We start from the raw sequence: 18,455 nt of genomic DNA on the forward strand, positions 1-18,455 counted from the left end.
AATTTTTGTTCTGTTTTAAAGACTCATCCCCCGTCCATGGATTGGTTGAATAGGTGATTAGTTGAATGATTGAATGGTTGAATGGTTAGTCTGTCATTTCAAACCTGTTTCTGCAAATGTGGTGAATTCCTACCACCGTTTATGTAGGGGCGAAGGATTTCCAAGGACAATTCAGCGCTGGTAAGCATTAATCTTTAGGATACTTCCTCCAAAAAATGTAATGCATTTGCGTGCGAAAATTTTTGGGCTGTTGGATTGGTTGAATAGTTAATTAGTTGAATGGTTGAATAGAAATTTATAAATGCGCAAATATTGAACATCATTGGAGAAAAATTTCCAACGAACAGTTTTTCCCACTTTCTCAGACTTTTTTCTTGGAAAGGGGGTGACGGCAATTGAAACTATTTTTAATTTAAAACATTCTTTGCGCTCTTTGTGACTTCTCTGGGCTCTCTGTGGTCGCTTAAATTCCTGCGGGAATGTTTTTGCTTGCTGCTATGATGTACTAGGATTAAAAATTAAAAATTACGAATTACGAATTACGAATTAGGAATTAGGAATAGTAGAGTGCCGGTTTGCTAAGCTTGCGTCATACATGTTAAATAATTTTCTGCGATTATTGGCGAAGTTGCGGGAAAATTACTATGCACGTGTTGCGGTTGGTTTGGGTTGCGGCTGTGCTGACCTGGATAAAAAGCTCCTGAATCTTTTGACAGCAGCGACAAGCTTAAGAAAACGCGCATCTCATTTTTCAGTTTCAATCTTCAATTCTTTAATCAAACGGTTTAAATAAGTGCGTTGAATGTGTAATATTCTGGCTGCTTGCGACTGATTGCCATTAACGCCCTGTAAAATGCGTTGCAGGTATCTGCGCTTGAAGCGCGTCAACGCCGTTTGCAGATCGGTTGGCGCAAATAAAGGGTCTTCCTGCATCGGCGCATCGGATTTTAAAAACGGAAAGTCCTCTTCGCTCAATTGCCATGTGTTACACATGGCGACCGCCCGTTCCAGTGCGTTGCGCAATTCCCGAATATTGCCCGGCCAGGGATAGCGCAGCAGTTTTTCCCGTAGCGACGGGCTGTAGTTCAACTTGAGTTTGACAGTTGTATGGAACATAATTCCTTTATTATTATTAAGTTAGTTTAATTTCATTTTCGTTAAGTTGTCACTACAAAGATAAAAGCGTTGGCTTGCTGCTGCCTATCTCCTGAAATATTTCCAATTGTTCGCCATGCACTCTGGATAATCCTTTACGACGTCTCCCTTCATTTTCCCATTCTACAACCACGACTCGACGCAGGCTCTCCATAGCACGCTGCCAACTTAATTTTATGCCACTCAAACGCTTCTCAAACAATACCGCCATCTGGAATGCAAGAAAACATACCATCACATGAGCCCTGATACGCTTCTCTGTCCAATGAAAATTGGGACGTAAATTCAAACTATGCTTTAATTCGTAAAAACCATGCTCCACATATTTTAAATCTTTATAGCGCGCTATGAGTTCTGATTTACTCAGGTCATGAGCATTGCTTATCACTATAAACCAACCGTCGCTCTTTTCTTCTTCTGATAATACCTCATCTTGCTTATGAATCTCTATCGTATCTTCTGTTAATTCAACATTAAAGAAACGACTTAAACGTTTTCTTGATAATACACTCTTTATTTGATGATATTTATCTTCTGTGTTTATTTCCTTTTTCTTAATCTCTTCTGACAGCTCTAAAAATTCATTAATACGATTGATGCGATTTTTATAGCGCTTTAATGCCGTGGCGGCATTGTAACTGGCCACATAACGAAGTTTTATCTTTTCCTTTTTACCATCTTTTGACTTGATTTCACGCTCCGTTAGGCGCTCATAGATCGTCTCACCAGTCGCCTCTTTATGCGCATTGGCTTCTTTTATAACCGATTTGGCATCCTTGCTCTGACGAACACTCTCTCCAAGAATAAACTCATAACCTTGTTGGATTAAATGCCAGAGATTGTCATTGCTTAATAAACCTTTGTCTGCCACCAGCTGGATATCTTTTACCTTAAATCGCCTGCGAATATCATTGAGCATCTCTTGCAAGGTAGAGCGATCAGCCTTATTGCCAGGGAAGACGTAATGGGCTATAGGAATACCATCTCCGGTCATCACCACGCCAATTACGATCTGTTCTCTATCTCCGCGGTGGTCACGACTATAACCAAACTGACGAATATCGCCTTCTACCAATGAGTTTTCGGCTTCAAAGTAGCTTGATGTTAAATCATAAAAACAAACCTTTAGATCCTGATTAAACAGATCTAGTAAACGATTAGCAAGTTGGGTTTCAATCTTTTCCTTATGAGCTATTAGAAAATCCATCGCTCTTAAAAGATACTCATAACGAATGTCGTCTTTGTTGATACCCGGAATATAAACGGTTTCTAACCAGGTGAGTAGTTTTAGTTTGGAAGAAGGATCATCCAGGCGGTTAAATATCAGACTTTTTAAATGAGCTTCAAGATCAAACTTTATTCCGCTTTTTTCCTTTTGCCTGGCAATAATCTGGCTCATTTTAAGCTCTTTCCATAAATGGACAAGCGCCCAGATTTGACCGAAGGCCTTGACATTATCAATATTGCTATCTAAGTCCTGTAAAGTTAACCCCTTAGCCCTTAAAAGTCCGTTGATAAGCGTGTCTACGTCTTTTTTGATGAATTTGTCGGTAGGGCCTAAATGCAGCAAGATTCGATGGCGTACTTTTCCATTTGAGTCTCTGTAGGACTCAGCGATTTGTAAAGTCTCATGGACTTTGTTATTTCTTTTGGATCGACTTACCTTAACAAACATAGAATGAATATAATAATAAAACGATTTGATAGCAAATAAAAAAAGCACGCCTGCATAGACTACAAAGAAATTGAAACAGAGAAACTTAATTATATGTTTTTTTTGATTTGGCTTTGAAAAATTTGGCGTTAACTGTCAAACTGGGGGTTCAACAGAGGCTTGCCCAATTCCCGGCAAAATTTCTGCAGAAAAAAATCGAACAATTCCGGAATATCCTCCGGACGCTCGCGCAGAGGCGGAATTTCCACACGCACCACATTGATGCGAAAATACAGGTCTTCCCGGAAGCGTCCCTGTTCGATTTCCTGTTGCAGGTTGCGGTTCGTAGCACAAATGATCCGCACATTGGCGCGCAGCGTTTTTGTTCCGCCCACCCGCTGGAATTCGCCGTATTCAATAAAATGCAGTAATTTAGCCTGCAACGTTATGGGCAGCTCGCCGATTTCATCCAGAAACAGGGTGCCGCCGCGAGCCAATTCCACTCGCCCTTCTTTTTGTCGCACGGCCCCGGTAAAAGCGCCTTTTTCATGGCCGAACAGATCGCTGTCCAGAAGCTGGTCTGACAGGGTGGCGCAATTGACGTAAACAAACGGTGCCTCACTACGAGGACTGTTCTGATGGATATAATAGGCCAGCAGGTGCTTGCCCGTTCCTGTTTCGCCGCTAATGAGCACGGTGGTATTGCCCTGAGCCACCGCCTGACTTTGCTTAATAACCTCCTGCATTTTGCGGCTCTGCCCGATGATCATCTGGCGTTGATTTTCCCAGTCTAATTCTAATATTTTCAATCGTGTACTTAACTGCTTGTGGGTCTGTACCTTTTGCAAGCGGAGCAAAAGATGATCGGGATCCAGCGGCTTGGTTAAAAAATCTTCCGCTCCCTGTTTAATGGCCGTAACCACCTCCGGGATACTACCGTAGCCGCTGAGTAGAATGATGGTTGTTTGCGGAAGTTTATCCCTTATTTCAGGTAGTAAATCCAGACCGCTGCCGTCAGGTAGTTTTAAATCCAGCAATAGAATATCCGGCGCAAAAGCGCTGACCGTGCTCCGCGCTTCTGTCAGGGTTTGGGCTTGTTCGACGGAGTAGCCATTCCTGGAAAGAAAAGCGGCCATCTCATCGCTCAAAAGTGTGTCGTCGTCAACGATTAAAACTTTGATTTTCATCATACGCCCTTTCATTGTTCCGTTCTTACGGGGCCGGAAAGGAGAGCAAAAACGTCGTTCCGCTTCCTTTTTGCGATTCGATTTGCACCTCGCCGTTCATGAGTTCGGTAAATTGTCTGACGATGTAAAGCCCCAGATGAAATCCTTCGCCAGGGCGGGGCGTCTGCCTGGAACGGAAAGGTTCAAAAGCTTCCTTAATTTGAGCGGACGTCATTCCGCCCGCCTGATCGCGGATTTCGATCTTAACGCGCCGCTCACTTCGCCGCAAAAACGATCGGCCTTTGATGTGAATGGTTTTACTCGGAGCGGAAAACTTAACGGCATTGCTCAAAATGTTCAGAAAAATTTCTTGTAAAAACTGTGGATCACCGAGCACGCGCAACGATGGCGGTAAATCTTGCCTGACGTTCAATCTCTTTTTTTCTATGGTCTCCTGCAAAATGTCCAGCGTTTCCCCAACAATCGATTGAATGGTAAGCGGAGTCAGCTGCAGGGACAACTTACCTTTTTCGATTGCGGAAAAGGCGAGCAGACTCTGAATCAGATTTTGCAAACGCCGCACCTGGTTTTGAATTTCTAAGGCGGAGCTCTGCCAATCGTTTTTTCCCTCATTGAGCGCATGCGCCAGATTTTTTAATTTAAAAAGAATGGCATTGAGCGGCGAACGCAAGTCGTGCGCCACTTCGGCCACCAGCAAACTTTTCCAGGCGTTAAGTTGTTCCGCTTTTTCGCGCTCCAGGGCTTCACGCAGATAATTTTCCATAAAGGCGATTTTTTCGAGCTGCGCAGAGGCGGCCGCAGCCATCTGACTGGCCAGGTCCAGGTCTTCCTTCCAGAAGCGCTGGCCGGAACGTTTTTCGCCCAGTAACCAGCCGCTCTGCGCATTGAGCGCAATTAAAATCAAATACCGTTCGGGCAATGGCGCCCCGGCGAAACGCAATCCCGATTCCAGGCGCTCCCTTCCGGACGGATGGATAAATATCCGACCGCGTTCACCATCGGGCTGTGAGCGAAACCATTCCAGAAATTGCGTCGCTTTTGCGATCTCTTCACCGCCAGAGACGGGGCCCTCTTTTTCCACGAAGAACGTCTCTTGCTTTTCAACCGGCACGGCCTTTTGAAAGGCGCGTTCCAGTTCCTGTAACACCTGCCCCTTTTCTAAAAGCCGTTCCAGCCCGGCCATAAAAGACCTGAGCACCTGAAAACGATCGTATTTTATGCGATAAAATTGACGATCCACCTGATTTTGAACGCGCGTTTTAAGCGGATTAAAGATCAATGCAATAAATAACGCGGCCAAAGCTGAGGCCAGCGGCGAATGGAGCGAAAAACGATTCAAAAAGAGCGCCGAAAGCGCCAGCGCGGTTAGCAGGTAAATAATCATTAAACTGAACAACACAATAGAATAGATCAGACTGCGCGAGATGACAATTTCGATATCAAACAAACGATGGCGCAAGATGGCGATGGCTACAGTTATCGGAATAAAGAGGATGGCCAGATTGGCGATCCATTCCGGCGTCAATGGCGAAAATCCAAAAATTTGCGGCAAGTTCCACAAAAAAATAAACGGAAAGCTGCCCCAGAACACGCCCCACAACACCCAATGAAGCTTACGACGATGCTCGGGATTTTCCTGACGCAGCAGATTGCGGATCAACTGAATGAGGGCAAACAGCATTATGGCCAGAATGATGAAGCGAAACAGGCGGTAGATCAGATAGAATTGATCGACCGTGGCCAGTGAAAAATCAAATGTCTGGCGCAGAAAAAAAAGGATGAGCGGTAGCGAAAATAACGCCGCCGCAACAAGGATGCGTTGGACATGAACTTTTACCTCCGCCATTGAAACATCAAATGCGGGAAAATAGTTGCTGAACAGACAAAAGGTCAAAAAGGCCAGTGGATAACTTAAAAAGTACAACGAAATCAGCGGCAAAGAAAGCGGCAGGGGCAACTGAATGCCTCCCCAGTTCATGATGATGATGAAACCAAAAAGAAATCCTGAATAGGGGAACAACCGTTCTGCGCTATTTTCGCGATTCCACCAGATCAATCCGCCGATTACAAAAAAAATGGCGCCAATAAAAAAATTAAGAAAAAGATGCCAAAAACCATAATACGAAGTCAATTTAACCTGTTGCACGCCGTCGCCTTGCAAACGAAGCGTAACCGTATCGCCAATTTTTTTTCTATTAATGACGGCATTTGCCTGGTAGATATGTTCCACCGCGTAATGGTCCAGACTGCTTATCAATTGGGGAGCAAAGCTGCCTTCCTGGCCCTTCCCTGCTGCAGGATACAGGTAAACGCCCTGATCGGTCTCTTCCATTGACATGGGCAACGCGGGGCGTTGTGAGGTATTGTAAAGGCCCGTGAGCGCCAGAAGAAAATAAATGAAAATACCAATTATAAAAGTTTTTTCAGGGAATTGCATGTTACCATTCCTCGTCTTCAAAATTTAAGATAAACTGAGGGGAAAACAAAATTTTCACTGTCTGATTTTTTTGATGGAAAATAAGGAGAAAGATCAAAACGATAGTAACAATCTTCTTCCTGGCAAAAAAACTTTATCCCATGTGCACAAGGAGATCAGGAATTTACAGAAAAGAAGATACTCTCGACCAATTTTAAAATAGGTTCTCCTGATATCTTTGTGAAGAATAAAGTGTTATCGGGATTTTACGCAGATTTTTGCGGCACTTCATTTCAATTGATAATATTTCTCCATTCCTCTGAACGAGAAAAGCAATTTCCGTTTTATATTTGGTGTACCAGAAAAGTACTTTGAGATATTTTCTTTTCAGCCCTTTTTGCACAAGTCATCGCTGTCGCTGCGTAAAACCAGCGGCTGAAAATTATCGACAGTAACATTGCGCAAACCGGAAAGCCCACCCTGATCAATGCCTTTTTGACGCCCCCCTGGAAAATTAATTTACTCTGGACAGAAAACTTTCAGAAATATTCAAAATTTCCCCAGCAATTCAGATTGATTCTTTAATATTTTTTAAACGTCGTCTTTCGTTTTGCTCTGAGAAATACTCCGGGCAATTCCAGTACCTGGGCTACAACTACGCCTTCTTCTTCCTGTTATCTTACTGCACATTATTTCGTTGTCGTTTTCTCTGTTTGATTTTAATTAACCACCCTGCCCTTAAAACTATTTTCTTTTCCCTGAAATTCATTCGTACGTGACGGATCCGCCACTCCCCTCTTTAAATTCACAACAATAAATGGGCAGGATTTGATTTTGGCAGTTCTTTATTTATTTTTTCAATAACGTAAAAAACCACACTAATGCTTTTCCAACGGACAAACGCAACAATTTGCGTTAGAGCCCAATATTCAAATGACGTCCGATGGTCACTAAAAAAAACTTACTATTTTGGGAGATGTGTTCAATAATAGCATTACTATTATTGAAAAGAACATAAAACGAAATCAAGTAAAAGTAAATTTTCAAACTTACTCCCGAAACCTTTACAATGATTCCATCTTTAAATCGCAAAACTAATTCCGTTTCTATTTTGCATTTTGCTTTGTTTTTATTTATATTGTTACAAGTTTACCGTACAGTTTTGCAACATGATAAATAGAATCATTACTTTACCCAAATCTTCGTTTTTTCTTTTTGGGCCCAGACAAACTGGAAAGACCACCCTGATCCATACGCTTTTTAAAGACCACATTTGGGAAATTAATTTACTGTGGACAGAAAACTTTCTGAAATATTCAAAATTTCCCCAGCAATTCCGCTTGGAAGCCATAGAAAAAATTATAAAAGAAAAAATCCGGTACATCTTTATTGATGAAATTCAACGTATCCCTTTATTGTTAAACGAAGTACACTATTTAATTGAAGAATTTCCGGGTTGTCAATTCATAATGACCGGATCAAGCGCTCGCAAGTTACGTCGTGGGGGCGTAAACCTGTTGGCCGGACGCGCCCTCGAGAGGCAACTTTTTCCCTTCACTTACCAGGAGATTAAAGAATCGATGAACCTGGAAGACCTATTAAAATATGGTTCGCTTCCCCCTTTATTAGAAAAAAACGACACAGAAAAAAGAGAAATTTTGAATGCTTACGTGAATACCTACCTCCGCGAAGAAATTCAGGCCGAGGGCATTGCCCGAAATATTGGCGGTTTTTCACGTTTTTTAGACGTGGCCGCTTCTCAATTTACCGAACTGCTGAATTTTAATGCCATTGCCCGCGATTGCGCGCTTCCGGTGCGCACCGTCCAATCGTATTATGAAATTCTGGAAGATACTTTAATTGGGTTTCGACTATTGCCCTGGCGTAAAAGTGTGCGCAAGCGTTTGAGGGCGCATCCTAAATTCTATTTTTTCGACAATGGCGTGACCAACGCACTGAACGGTATGTTAACGAGTTCGCTTGCAGGAGCCATTAAAGGGAAACTGTTCGAGCAATTCGTCATTCAGGAGGTTTACCGCTTCAAACATTACCTGCAAAGCGAGGCCAATTTGTTCTTCTGGCGCACCAATCACGGAGCGGAAGTTGATTTGCTTATCGAAAAGCACAGGCAAATAAAATACATTGTAGAAATAAAGGTATCGACCATTATCACCGGAGCGCATCTTTCCGGCATTCGCGCTTTTCATGAAGAAAATCCTGACGTTCCAGCCTACATTGTAGCGCCCGTGGACCAACCGTATGAATTGGAAGGTGTTAAAATTTTACCCTGGCAACACTTCGTACTTAATCTGGAAAACTTTCTTTAATAGAAAGAATTATTTGCTCACTTGAAATTCAAACAAGCTCTTTGAATTCTTCTATGGTTAGAACTACCGGCCGGATGAAGATTTGAAAAATTCATTTGGCCATTGCCCGCTGAGAGAAATGACAATTCTTCGAAGCGATGCATTCATTTGCCCCGGGATGATATGATTTTTCATCGCGCGATCTATTTCATAATCGACTTTAAAAAATACAGAAAAAAACGCCGTCTTGAAATCCGTGGTAAATGGCTTACCCATCAACCTCTAAGATCTATTCTTAGATGGAAGAAGGAACCAGCTCATTATGCGCTTTTAAATGTTCCTGGTACAGTTTAATGGTTTCTTTAATTCTTTAAGTTCTCTGCTCTTTTTTTACGAAATACAGGATTTTATTTTTCCTCAACATTAATTTGAAATATCTCCTGAAACTTACACTACGGGCCGGCCAATGAATCCGTCCCGTATGGACGTTTGAGAATAGCCCGTCGTTTCAACGGCGGGGATGATGAACCGAATCAAATCACAATCACGTCCCGTGGGGACGGTTGAAAGAGGGCGTAATGGTAATTCAGTTGTCCCTAAGGGACATTTTTACGTTTTGTGTGGTTTCCCTTTTCCCGGCAGTGAACTACCGCGTTATTGTCAATAATCCCTACGGGATTTAATTTTTACTCCAACAAAAATTTGCCATATCCACAAAAATTTCACATTACGTACCGCCAATGAATTCGTCCCGTATGGACGTTTGAGAATAGCCCGTCGTTTCAACGGCGGGGATGATGAGCCAACCACACAAAATCACGTCCAGTAGGGACGACTGAAACTGGGCGGGATGGTACTTCAGATGTCCCTACGGGACATTTTTACATTTGTGTGGTTCCCTTTTCCCCGGCAGTAAACTGCCGCGTTATTCTCAACAATCCCTACGGGATTTAATTTTGCCAAACAAGAATTTGCCATATCTACAAAAATTTTACATTACGTACCGTCAATGAAACCGTCCCGTGAGGGACGTTTGAGAATAGCCCGTCGTTTCAACGGCGGGGAAATACGATCCCCAAACCTAAATCCCGTCCCGTGGGGACGGTTGAAAGAGGGCGGGATGGAAATTCAGATGTCCCTAGGGGACATTTTTTCATTTGTGTGGTTTCCCTTTTCCCGGCAGTGAACTGCCGCGTTATTCTCAACAATCCCTACGGGATTTAATTTTGCCAAACAAGAATTTGCCATATCCACAAAAATTTCACATTACGTACCGCCAATGAATCCGTCCCGTATGGACGTTTGAGAATAGCCCGTCGTTTCACCAGCACGCTATTTTTTGATTTTATGTCAATAAATTAACATAAAAACTTGGTTGCAGCTCGAAGATCACACTTAATAAAATCAATCCGTTCGTACCTTATTTAATAATTATTGAAGGATCCCATCACGGAATTTGCTTTTCCAACATCACATACTTATATTTGTACATATTTAAAGTTAAACTTAAAATTTGTACAATAATGGACTACATTCCTCGACAACTGGGAAAATTAGCGCTACAACTTAGCCAGCAATATCCGGCGATAACCATCACAGGACCCAGGCAATCCGGAAAGACCACACTGGCGCGTAGGTTATTTCCAAAAAAACAATACATTAGTCTGGAAAATCCCGATGTGCGCGAAATGGCTACCTTCGATCCCCGTGCCTTTCTAAAAACAGTGGAAACGGGCGCCATTCTGGATGAAATTCAACGGGCGCCGGAATTGCTTTCCTATCTTCAGCAAATTATCGACGCTTCTACTGAAAAGGGTAAGTACATCCTGACCGGAAGCAATCAGTTTTCGTTATTAAACACCATTTCCCAATCTCTGGCAGGGAGAACGGTTCTCCTTAAGTTGTTGCCATTTTCCCTGACAGAAATAGCCGATTACATCCGGAGCTTTTCCAGCGATGATCTCATGTATCACGGCTTTTTCCCGGCCATTTACAAAGAATCCTTAAATCCTACCTTATTCTATCGCAGTTATTACGAAACATATATTGAACGCGACTTGCGGCAGGTGACTCAGGTGAAGGATTTATTATTGTTCCAGAAATTTATTCGCTTATGCGCCGGGCGCATCGCTCAAACGTTTAATGCCAATCAACTGGCTAATGAAGTGGGCGTAAGCGTTCCCACTATTAAATCATGGCTTTCGATTTTACAAACCTCGTTCATTCTATTTTTACTGCCTCCCTATTTTGAAAATATCCGAAAACGGTTGATTAAGTCTCCCAAATTATATTTTTACGATGTCGGACTGGCGGTCTATTTACTGGGCATTGACAATCCGTTGCAATTAACGCGCGATCCTTTACGCGGCGCTTTATTTGAAAATATGGTCATCGCGGAATTGCTTAAGGCGCGATTTAATCGGGGCCTGGATGCCAATTTTTATTTTTATCGGGATCATCATCAGAATGAAGTCGATGTGGTTTTTAAACAGGGAAGTTCATTTACCATTGCCGAGATCAAATCGGCGCAGACCTTTTCCCGACATTTTTTAAAGGGATTGCACTATTTTCAGAAATTATTTCCCGACCGCACGATCCAGAAATTTTTGGTTTACGACGGAGAAATCGAGCAGCAAGTTGAAGGGGTTCAGGTGTTGAATTTTAGAAGCCTATCTGAAGGTCTGCTATTTTAGAGAGCGCCTTTGGGAGCTTTATTTTAATGTAATGAACGTTCGTTTAAATTTAATGATCCTATCCTGGAGAGGGGATTGAAAAATAAAGGCAGGTCATTCAGATGTCCCTACGGGACATTTTTACATTTGTGTGGTTTCCCTTTTCCCGGCAGTAAACTGCCGCGTTATTCTCAATTATCCCTACGGGATTTAATTTATACCAGACGAGAATTCGACACATCTACAGGAATTTTACACTCGAAACGTCAAATTAATTTCGTCCCGGCAGGGACGTTTGACAATAGCCCGTCGTTTCAACGGCGGGGATGATGAGCCAACCCATCCAAAATCCCGTCCCGTGGGGACGACTGAAACTGGCGGAATGGTAATTCAGTTGTCCCTACGGGACATTTTTACATTTGTGTGGTTTTCCTTTTCCCGGCAGTGAACTGCCGCGTTATTATCATAAATCCCTACGGGATTTAATTTTGCCAAACAAGAATTTGCCATATCTACAAAAATTTTACATTACGTACCGTCAATGAAACCGTCCCGTGAGGGACGTTTGAGAATAGCCCGTCGTTTCAACGGCGGGGAAAATGCACCGAACCAAATCACAATCCCGTCCCGTGGGGACGGTTGAAAGAGGGCGGAATGGTAATTCAGTTGTCCCTACGGGACATTTTTACATTTGTGTGGTTTGCCTTTTCCCGGCAGTAAACTGCCGCGTTATTCTCATCAATCCCTACGGGATTTAATTTTTACTCCAACAAAAATTTGCCATATCAACAAAAATTTCACATTACGTACCGCCAATGAATCCGTCCCGTATGGACGTTTGAGAATAGCCCGTCGTTTCAACGGCGGGGATGATGAGCCAACCACACAAAATCACGTCCAGTAGGGACGACTGAAACTGGGCGGGAGGGTACTTCAGATGTCCCTACGGGACATTTTTTCATTTGTGTGGTTTCCCTTTTCCCGGCAGTAAACTGCCGCGTTATTCTCATCAATCCCTACGGGATTTAATTTTTACTCCAACAAAAATTTGCCATATCAACAAAAATTTCACATTACGTACCGCCAATGAATCCGTCCCGTATGGACGTTTGAGAATAGCCCGTCGTTTCAACGGCGGGGATGATGAGCCAACCACACAAAATCACGTCCAGTAGGGACGACTGAAACTGGGCGGGAGGGTACTTCAGATGTCCCTACGGGACATTTTTTCATTTGTGTGGTTTCCCTTTTCCCGGCAGTAAACTGCCGCGTTATTCTCAATTATCCCTACGGGATTTAATTTTGCCAAATAAGAATTTGCCATATCTACAAAGATTTAACACTATGTACTGCCAATGAACCCGTCCCGGCAGGGACGATTGAGAATAGCCCGCTGATTCATCGGCGGGAAAAGAAGCCCCCCAAACCAAAATCCCGTCCCGTGGGGACGACTGAAACTGGCGGGATGGTACTTCAGATGTCCCTACGGGACATTTTTACATTTGTGTGGTTTCCTTTTCCCCGGCAGTAAACTGCCGCGTTATTGTCAATAACCCCTACGGGATTGGTATTTTTGCAAATTTCATCCCATAGGATCGGGATCAGAATGCCACCTACAATTTAAGTCTAATTAAAGCCAGAAAAGGCATCGATTAAAAATTTTTCCATTAAACAAAATACACAAAATTCCACATTTTGTTTACCATAATAAACCCATTAATTCTATTGTAAAAGTTTTCTTAATCTAAAGGACACTTGATCTTTAATCTTTAATCTTTAATCTTTTAATCTTTATTCTTTAATTTTACCTCCTATCTCTCCCTGTTCTACCCGTTCTTGCGGTTCATTCCGTATTTATTTTCCCCTGCAAACCTTTCCATTTTCCTCTTGCTTTTTGTCTGCAATTTGTTAATTTATGGTGTACGTTTGTTTACTTTATGGCGTTTGAGCGCAGCGGAGTGAAGAATCCCCAGGTGCCACAGGCTTTGAGATTCTTCTCCCGCCTGGGAGGCTGTTGCAAATTCAGTTTGAGTAAAATTCAAAAAATTTGTAAATTCTGGGCGACAGATAAAACAAGTAATAACAAAGGAATTCCATGAGTTTTATTACTTATAATCGCTCACAAATGAATCTCTTTGGCTATAGTGTGGAAGATTTTGCCAGAGACGATCCAAAGAGTCGATTTGTAGTGGAGTTGGTTTCGCGCCTTGATTTAAGTGCACTTTATTCCCGTTATAGTTCACAAGGCGGTGATTCTTATGCCCCAGACATGATGCTTGCCTTATGGTTTTATGCTTATAGTAACGGCATTACCAGCACCCGTAAGCTGGAGGAATTGTGTAAATATGATACGCGCTACATTTATATCACTGGGAATCAGCATCCGGATCATAGTACATTAAGTCGTTTTCGCAAGGCACATTTGGATTTATTAGACCAATATTTTGTAGAGATACTTTTAATTGCCCAGGCCGAAGGCATAAGTAGTTTCAACCAGATAGCCATAGATGGCACGAAAATCAAAGCGCACAGCAGTAAGCGTCATGGCTACACTGAGGATCAATTAGACAAACGTATAGAGAAGTTAAGAGCAGAGATCAAGCAATACATGCAGCGCTGTAATTTTGTAGAACAGGGGGCCACGGATGAATTAGATTTAGAAACTCTTCGAGCGGAGAAAGAACGGCTTGAGCGCTTAGAGAAAGAGATATTAGAACGTAAAGCCCAATTGAAAGAGCGTAAGAAACAGCTCAAATCAGAACACCGTTCAAGACATCAAATAAATGTAAAAGAGCCGGATGCCCGCATGATGCCTTCGGTGGATGGACCGGGCTATAACGCACAATTAGGCGTAGATATGTCCAGTCATTTAATAGTAGCTCATGAAGTCGTAAGCCAGCCCAACGACCAGGGTCAATTCATACCGATTCAAGAACAAGTAGAGAAGAATCTTGGTTCAGATGATAAGCGATCTTACACGGCCGATTCCGGTTATCACAATAGCACAGACCTAAAAGAATTGGAAGAAAAGCAGATTGATGCCGTAATAGCCGATCCCCAGTTATCCAATCGTTCGATAAAGGAGACACCAACCTCCAAGGAAGAATTGCAAAAAGAAGAAAGAAAACTAAAACGAAGTGATTTTGTGTATCATGAACAGGGAGATTACTATGAATGTCCGACGGGTAAGAAGCTTTTTCCAGTTGAGAGAAATAGCGAACGGATCGTATATCGTTCCAATGATTGTCAGGATTGTCCCTTAATTAATTTATGCATTTCCAGTAAAAAGAAAGTTAAGCAAATCCATCGTTCAGTTAATGAGAGTTATTGCGAACGTATGGCGAAAAAGTTACAAACTTCAGCGGCGCAGGAACGACTAAAAAAGCGTTCGGTGACAGTTGAACCTGTTTTTGGTAACTTGAAGCATAATTTAGGCTATCGTGGATTTTCCTTATCTGGTCTTAATAATGTTCGTAGTGAATTTACGTTAATGTGTATTGGGCATAATATTAATGTTCTATTTAAAAATATGTTAGGGAAACGTTTAGCAGCGTTTATAACAGCATCACAAGAAAAAGATGATCTATTAATTTTATTTTCAAAGAATATTTTGGCGTTTTTAATTCTATATTTTGCCCAACGCTTAAGAATGAGAAAAAAATATCAATATCGGAGAATATAAGCATTAATTCCTCCCCCCCATGCAACAGCCTCCTGGGCGGGATCAGAATGACATTTCAGGATGAAAGGGATTCTTCGCTGCGCTCAGAATGACACAAGCAGCAAAAAAAAGAATGCGAACCATGAACACTTTTGTGCACCTGCACACGCACAGTTATTACAGTTTGTTGGACGGCGTGCCCTCGCCCGAGGAGCTGGTCATCGCCGCTAAAAAAGCCGGTTTTAAAGCCCTGGCCTTAACCGACCACAACGCCCTGTACGGCGCGGTTACCTTTTACCAGGTCGCCAGAGACTACGGCCTGAAACCGATCATTGGCGCGGAGTTGACCATGAACGACGGCTTTCCTCTGCTCTTTCTGGTGCAAAACGAAACCGGTTACCGCAATCTGTGCCAGCTCATTTCCATCGGTCGTTTGCGCGGCGGGCATGGCAAATTCAAATTAACCTACAACGACCTTAAACCGCTGACTGAGGGCTTGATCGTCCTTTCCGGCGGGCACAAGGGAAAAATTTACCACCTGCTCCGCAAACGGCAGATCGATCAGGCCCTGCTGGAGGTGCAGCGCTTGAAAAATCTGTTTGCTAAAAATTTTTACCTGGAAATGCAGCATTTTTCCAATCAGGACCTGCTGGTCAACCTGCGCCTGCGCGACATCGCCGCTGAAACTAAAACCGAACTGGTGGCCACTAACGACGTACACTTTAATTCAGCTAACGACTGGTACCTGCGCCGTATTCTGCACGCCATCGATGCCAACGGCACGCTGGAGCAGGTGACCACCGCCGGCACCTCGCAACAGTATTTGAAATCGGCTAAAGAAATGCAGGCCCTGTTCAAGGCCTTCCCCACCGCCCTGGCCAATACGCAAAAAATCGCCCGACAGTGCGCCTTTGAATTTCAACTGGGCAAGCCCATCTTTCCTTCCGTTGAAATTCCCCAAGGCGAAAGCAGTTTTTCCTATTTGTGGAAGCAGTGCTTTGCGGGCGCCAACGAACGCTACCAGCCCCTGACGCCGCAGGTGATCAAACGTCTGGAATTTGAACTGGAAACCATCCATCAACTGGGCTTTGCCGAGTATTTTTTAATTGTGAAAGACATTGTGGATTTTTGCCGGCGCGAACACATTCCCTGTGTGGGACGCGGATCGGCAGCCGATAGCCTGGTGGCTTACGTGTTGGGCATTACCCAGGTGGACCCCATCCGTCACAACCTGTACTTTGAACGCTTTCTCAATCCCCAGCGCAGCGATCCGCCGGATATCGACTTAGACATCTGCTGGAAGAACCGCGACCGCGTGCTCAAATATGTGTACGACCGCTTCGGTCACAAGCGCACGGCCATGATTTGCACCTTTAACACCTTTCAGAACCGTTCGGCCCTGCGCGATGTGGCCAAAGCCTACGGCCTGCCCGAAGACGAGATCGCCAAAATTACCAAGTACCTGCCCCACCGGCACATCGATCAGATCGAAGAAGCGGTCAACACCCTGCCCGAGCTTAAAGAACTGCGCTACAACCTGACCATGTACGAAGAGATCATGCGCATTGCGCGGCGCATTGCCGATTTTCCGCGCCATCTGTCCATCCATCCCGGCGGGGTAATCATCGCGCCGGATCAGATCACGCGCCACGTGCCGCTGGAGGTCGCCGGTAAAGAGATCGTCATTGCGCAGTACGACATGTATTCCATTGAAAAGCTGGGGCTGGTTAAAATGGATTTGCTGGGCGTGCGTTCCTTAAGCATCATCACCGATTGCCTGAAATCGATTAAGGAACGGCACGGCAACGACCTGCAGCAGCTTAAGGCGCAACTTTTGCTCAAAAAAAGCGCCGAGCTTTCACCGCTGGATTTGCGCACCATTCCCGAGGACGATCCGGAGGTTACCGCTTTCATTCGTTCCGGCCGCACCATGGGCTGTTTTCAACTGGAGAGTCCGGCCATGCGCGGGCTGCTGCGAAAGATGCAGATCGAAAGCGTGGACGACGTAATCACCGCAGTGGCGCTCATTCGTCCCGGCGCCTCGGGCAGCGGCATGAAAGAGGTGTACATCAAACGGCGCGCCGGACTGGAAAAAACCGCCTACGTGCATCCTTCTCTGGAAGAACCGTTAAAAGAAACCTATGGCGTGATTATCTACCAGGAACAGGTGCTCCGGGTGGCGCACGCCGTGGCCGGGTTGTCGCTTGGTCAGGCCGATATTTTACGGCGCGCTATGACCAAGTCGCGCACCAAAAAAGAATTTTTGGCCATGCGCTCGTCCTTTATTCAGGGCGCCCTGAACAAAGGACTGAACCAGAAGCAGGCCGAGACGGTTTGGCGTTTTTTAGCGCAATTTGTGGGCTACGGCTTTAACAAGGCACACTCGGCCACTTACGGCACCATCGCCTACCAGACGGCTTTTCTCAAGTACTATTTCCCGGCAGAATACATGTGCGCCGTGCTCAACAATCAGGGCGGCTTTTACCGTCGGGCAGCCTACGTGGAAGAGGTGCGGCGCCTGGGCATTCCCCTGCTGCCGCCGGACGTGACGCAGTCACAGGCCGAATTCACCTGCGAGGGCGACGGCATTCGCGTCGGCCTTTCCACCGTATTCGAACTGAGCGCGCACACGGTGAAGCGCATCATCGAAGAACGGCAAAAAGCGCCGTTTAAGGATTTATTCGACTTTTTACGACGCACGCGCGCCGGCGAAAAAGAAACGCGTCATTTGATTAAGGTCGGCGCCCTGAATGCCCTGTTGCCTAACGAGCCCAAACTGCTTTTGATGAATGAAATTTATTTTAAGAACAAAAAACACGTTTCGCTCAGCGCCTTTTTAAGCGAAGACGTGGGCCTGGCGCCTTACAATCGCTTTCAGAAAATTGTGAATGAACTGGAACTGCTGGACTTTGCCGTAACCGACCACCCGCTCGCCCTTTGCGAGGATCAGATTGCCCGAATTAAACCGGTGTCCTCCTTGGAACTGGAACGGCACAAAAACAAGTGCGTGACCTTTGTGGGCTGGCTGGTGACCATGCGCCGCGTGCAAACCAAAAACAAAACCATGATGAAGTTTATTACCCTGGAAGACCGCGAAGGATTGGTAGAAGCCGTGTTGTTTGAAAAAGCTTACAAAAAGTACGGGCACCTGTTCAAAGGCTACGGACCTTATGTGGTAAAAGGCCGCGTACAATCACGATTACCGGGTGAAGCCAATTTGCTGGTGGAGGAAGTGGAAGCTTTGCCATTGGAAAAGAAAAAATTGGAAACGAATTCGAATTCATCGATTAAATATGAGCAAATCATGTTCCCGTATTTTCAAAATTAGCGGGCAATCGGAATGATTTAAATTATTTTTCAGCCATGAAGTACGCTAACAGGTTTACATTGTACTAAACCAATTC

At 44.3% G+C, this 18,455-nt stretch carries 8 protein-coding genes; 4 read left to right on the forward strand and 4 right to left on the reverse strand.

Annotated features, from left to right (window positions below; translation table 11 throughout):
* Positions 1 to 744: 744 nt before the first annotated feature.
* The 4 genes from Cabys_RS10975 to Cabys_RS10990 form a co-directional block, all read right to left on the reverse strand.
* Positions 745 to 1,116 carry an AAA-type ATPase lid domain-containing protein gene (locus tag Cabys_RS10975; RefSeq protein WP_150109315.1) on the reverse strand — a complete coding sequence of 124 codons (372 nt, stop codon included), beginning with the start codon at positions 1,114 to 1,116 and terminating at the stop codon, positions 745 to 747.
* 52 nt (positions 1,117 to 1,168) lie between these two features.
* Positions 1,169 to 2,830, reverse strand: a complete 1,662-nt coding sequence (locus tag Cabys_RS10980; RefSeq protein ID WP_006927120.1) for an IS1634 family transposase — start codon at positions 2,828 to 2,830, stop codon at positions 1,169 to 1,171.
* 128 nt (positions 2,831 to 2,958) lie between these two features.
* Entirely contained in the window at positions 2,959 to 3,999 is a 1,041-nt protein-coding gene (locus Cabys_RS10985) for a sigma-54-dependent transcriptional regulator (protein ID WP_071961283.1), read from the reverse strand.
* A gap of 22 nt (positions 4,000 to 4,021) precedes the next feature.
* The gene (locus Cabys_RS10990) at positions 4,022 to 6,433 is read right to left on the reverse strand and encodes a sensor histidine kinase (RefSeq protein ID WP_006930505.1); all 2,412 of its coding nucleotides are present in this window, start codon (positions 6,431 to 6,433) and stop codon (positions 4,022 to 4,024) included.
* 1,148 nt (positions 6,434 to 7,581) lie between these two features.
* On the opposite strand from Cabys_RS10990, the gene Cabys_RS10995 reads away from it, so the two are divergent.
* The 4 genes from Cabys_RS10995 to Cabys_RS11015 all read left to right on the forward strand — a co-directional run bounded on the left by Cabys_RS10995 (position 7,582) and on the right by Cabys_RS11015 (position 18,379).
* Positions 7,582 to 8,739 (forward strand): ATP-binding protein, encoded by a 1,158-nt coding sequence (locus tag Cabys_RS10995; protein ID WP_006930507.1) that lies wholly within the window; start codon positions 7,582 to 7,584, stop codon positions 8,737 to 8,739.
* 1,502 nt (positions 8,740 to 10,241) lie between these two features.
* Positions 10,242 to 11,411 carry an ATP-binding protein gene (locus Cabys_RS11005; RefSeq protein ID WP_006930508.1) on the forward strand — a complete coding sequence of 390 codons (1,170 nt, stop codon included), beginning with the start codon at positions 10,242 to 10,244 and terminating at the stop codon, positions 11,409 to 11,411.
* 2,074 nt (positions 11,412 to 13,485) lie between these two features.
* Entirely contained in the window at positions 13,486 to 15,072 is a 1,587-nt protein-coding gene (locus Cabys_RS11010) for an IS1182 family transposase (protein WP_006930509.1), read from the forward strand.
* Between the two features lie 121 nt (positions 15,073 to 15,193).
* The gene (locus Cabys_RS11015; protein ID WP_052304187.1) at positions 15,194 to 18,379 is read left to right on the forward strand and encodes a DNA polymerase III subunit alpha; all 3,186 of its coding nucleotides are present in this window, start codon (positions 15,194 to 15,196) and stop codon (positions 18,377 to 18,379) included.
* Positions 18,380 to 18,455: the final 76 nt, after the last annotated feature.

This window comes from Caldithrix abyssi DSM 13497, from assembly GCF_001886815.1.
In the GTDB taxonomy this organism is placed as follows: Bacteria; Calditrichota; Calditrichia; order Calditrichales; family Calditrichaceae; genus Caldithrix; species Caldithrix abyssi.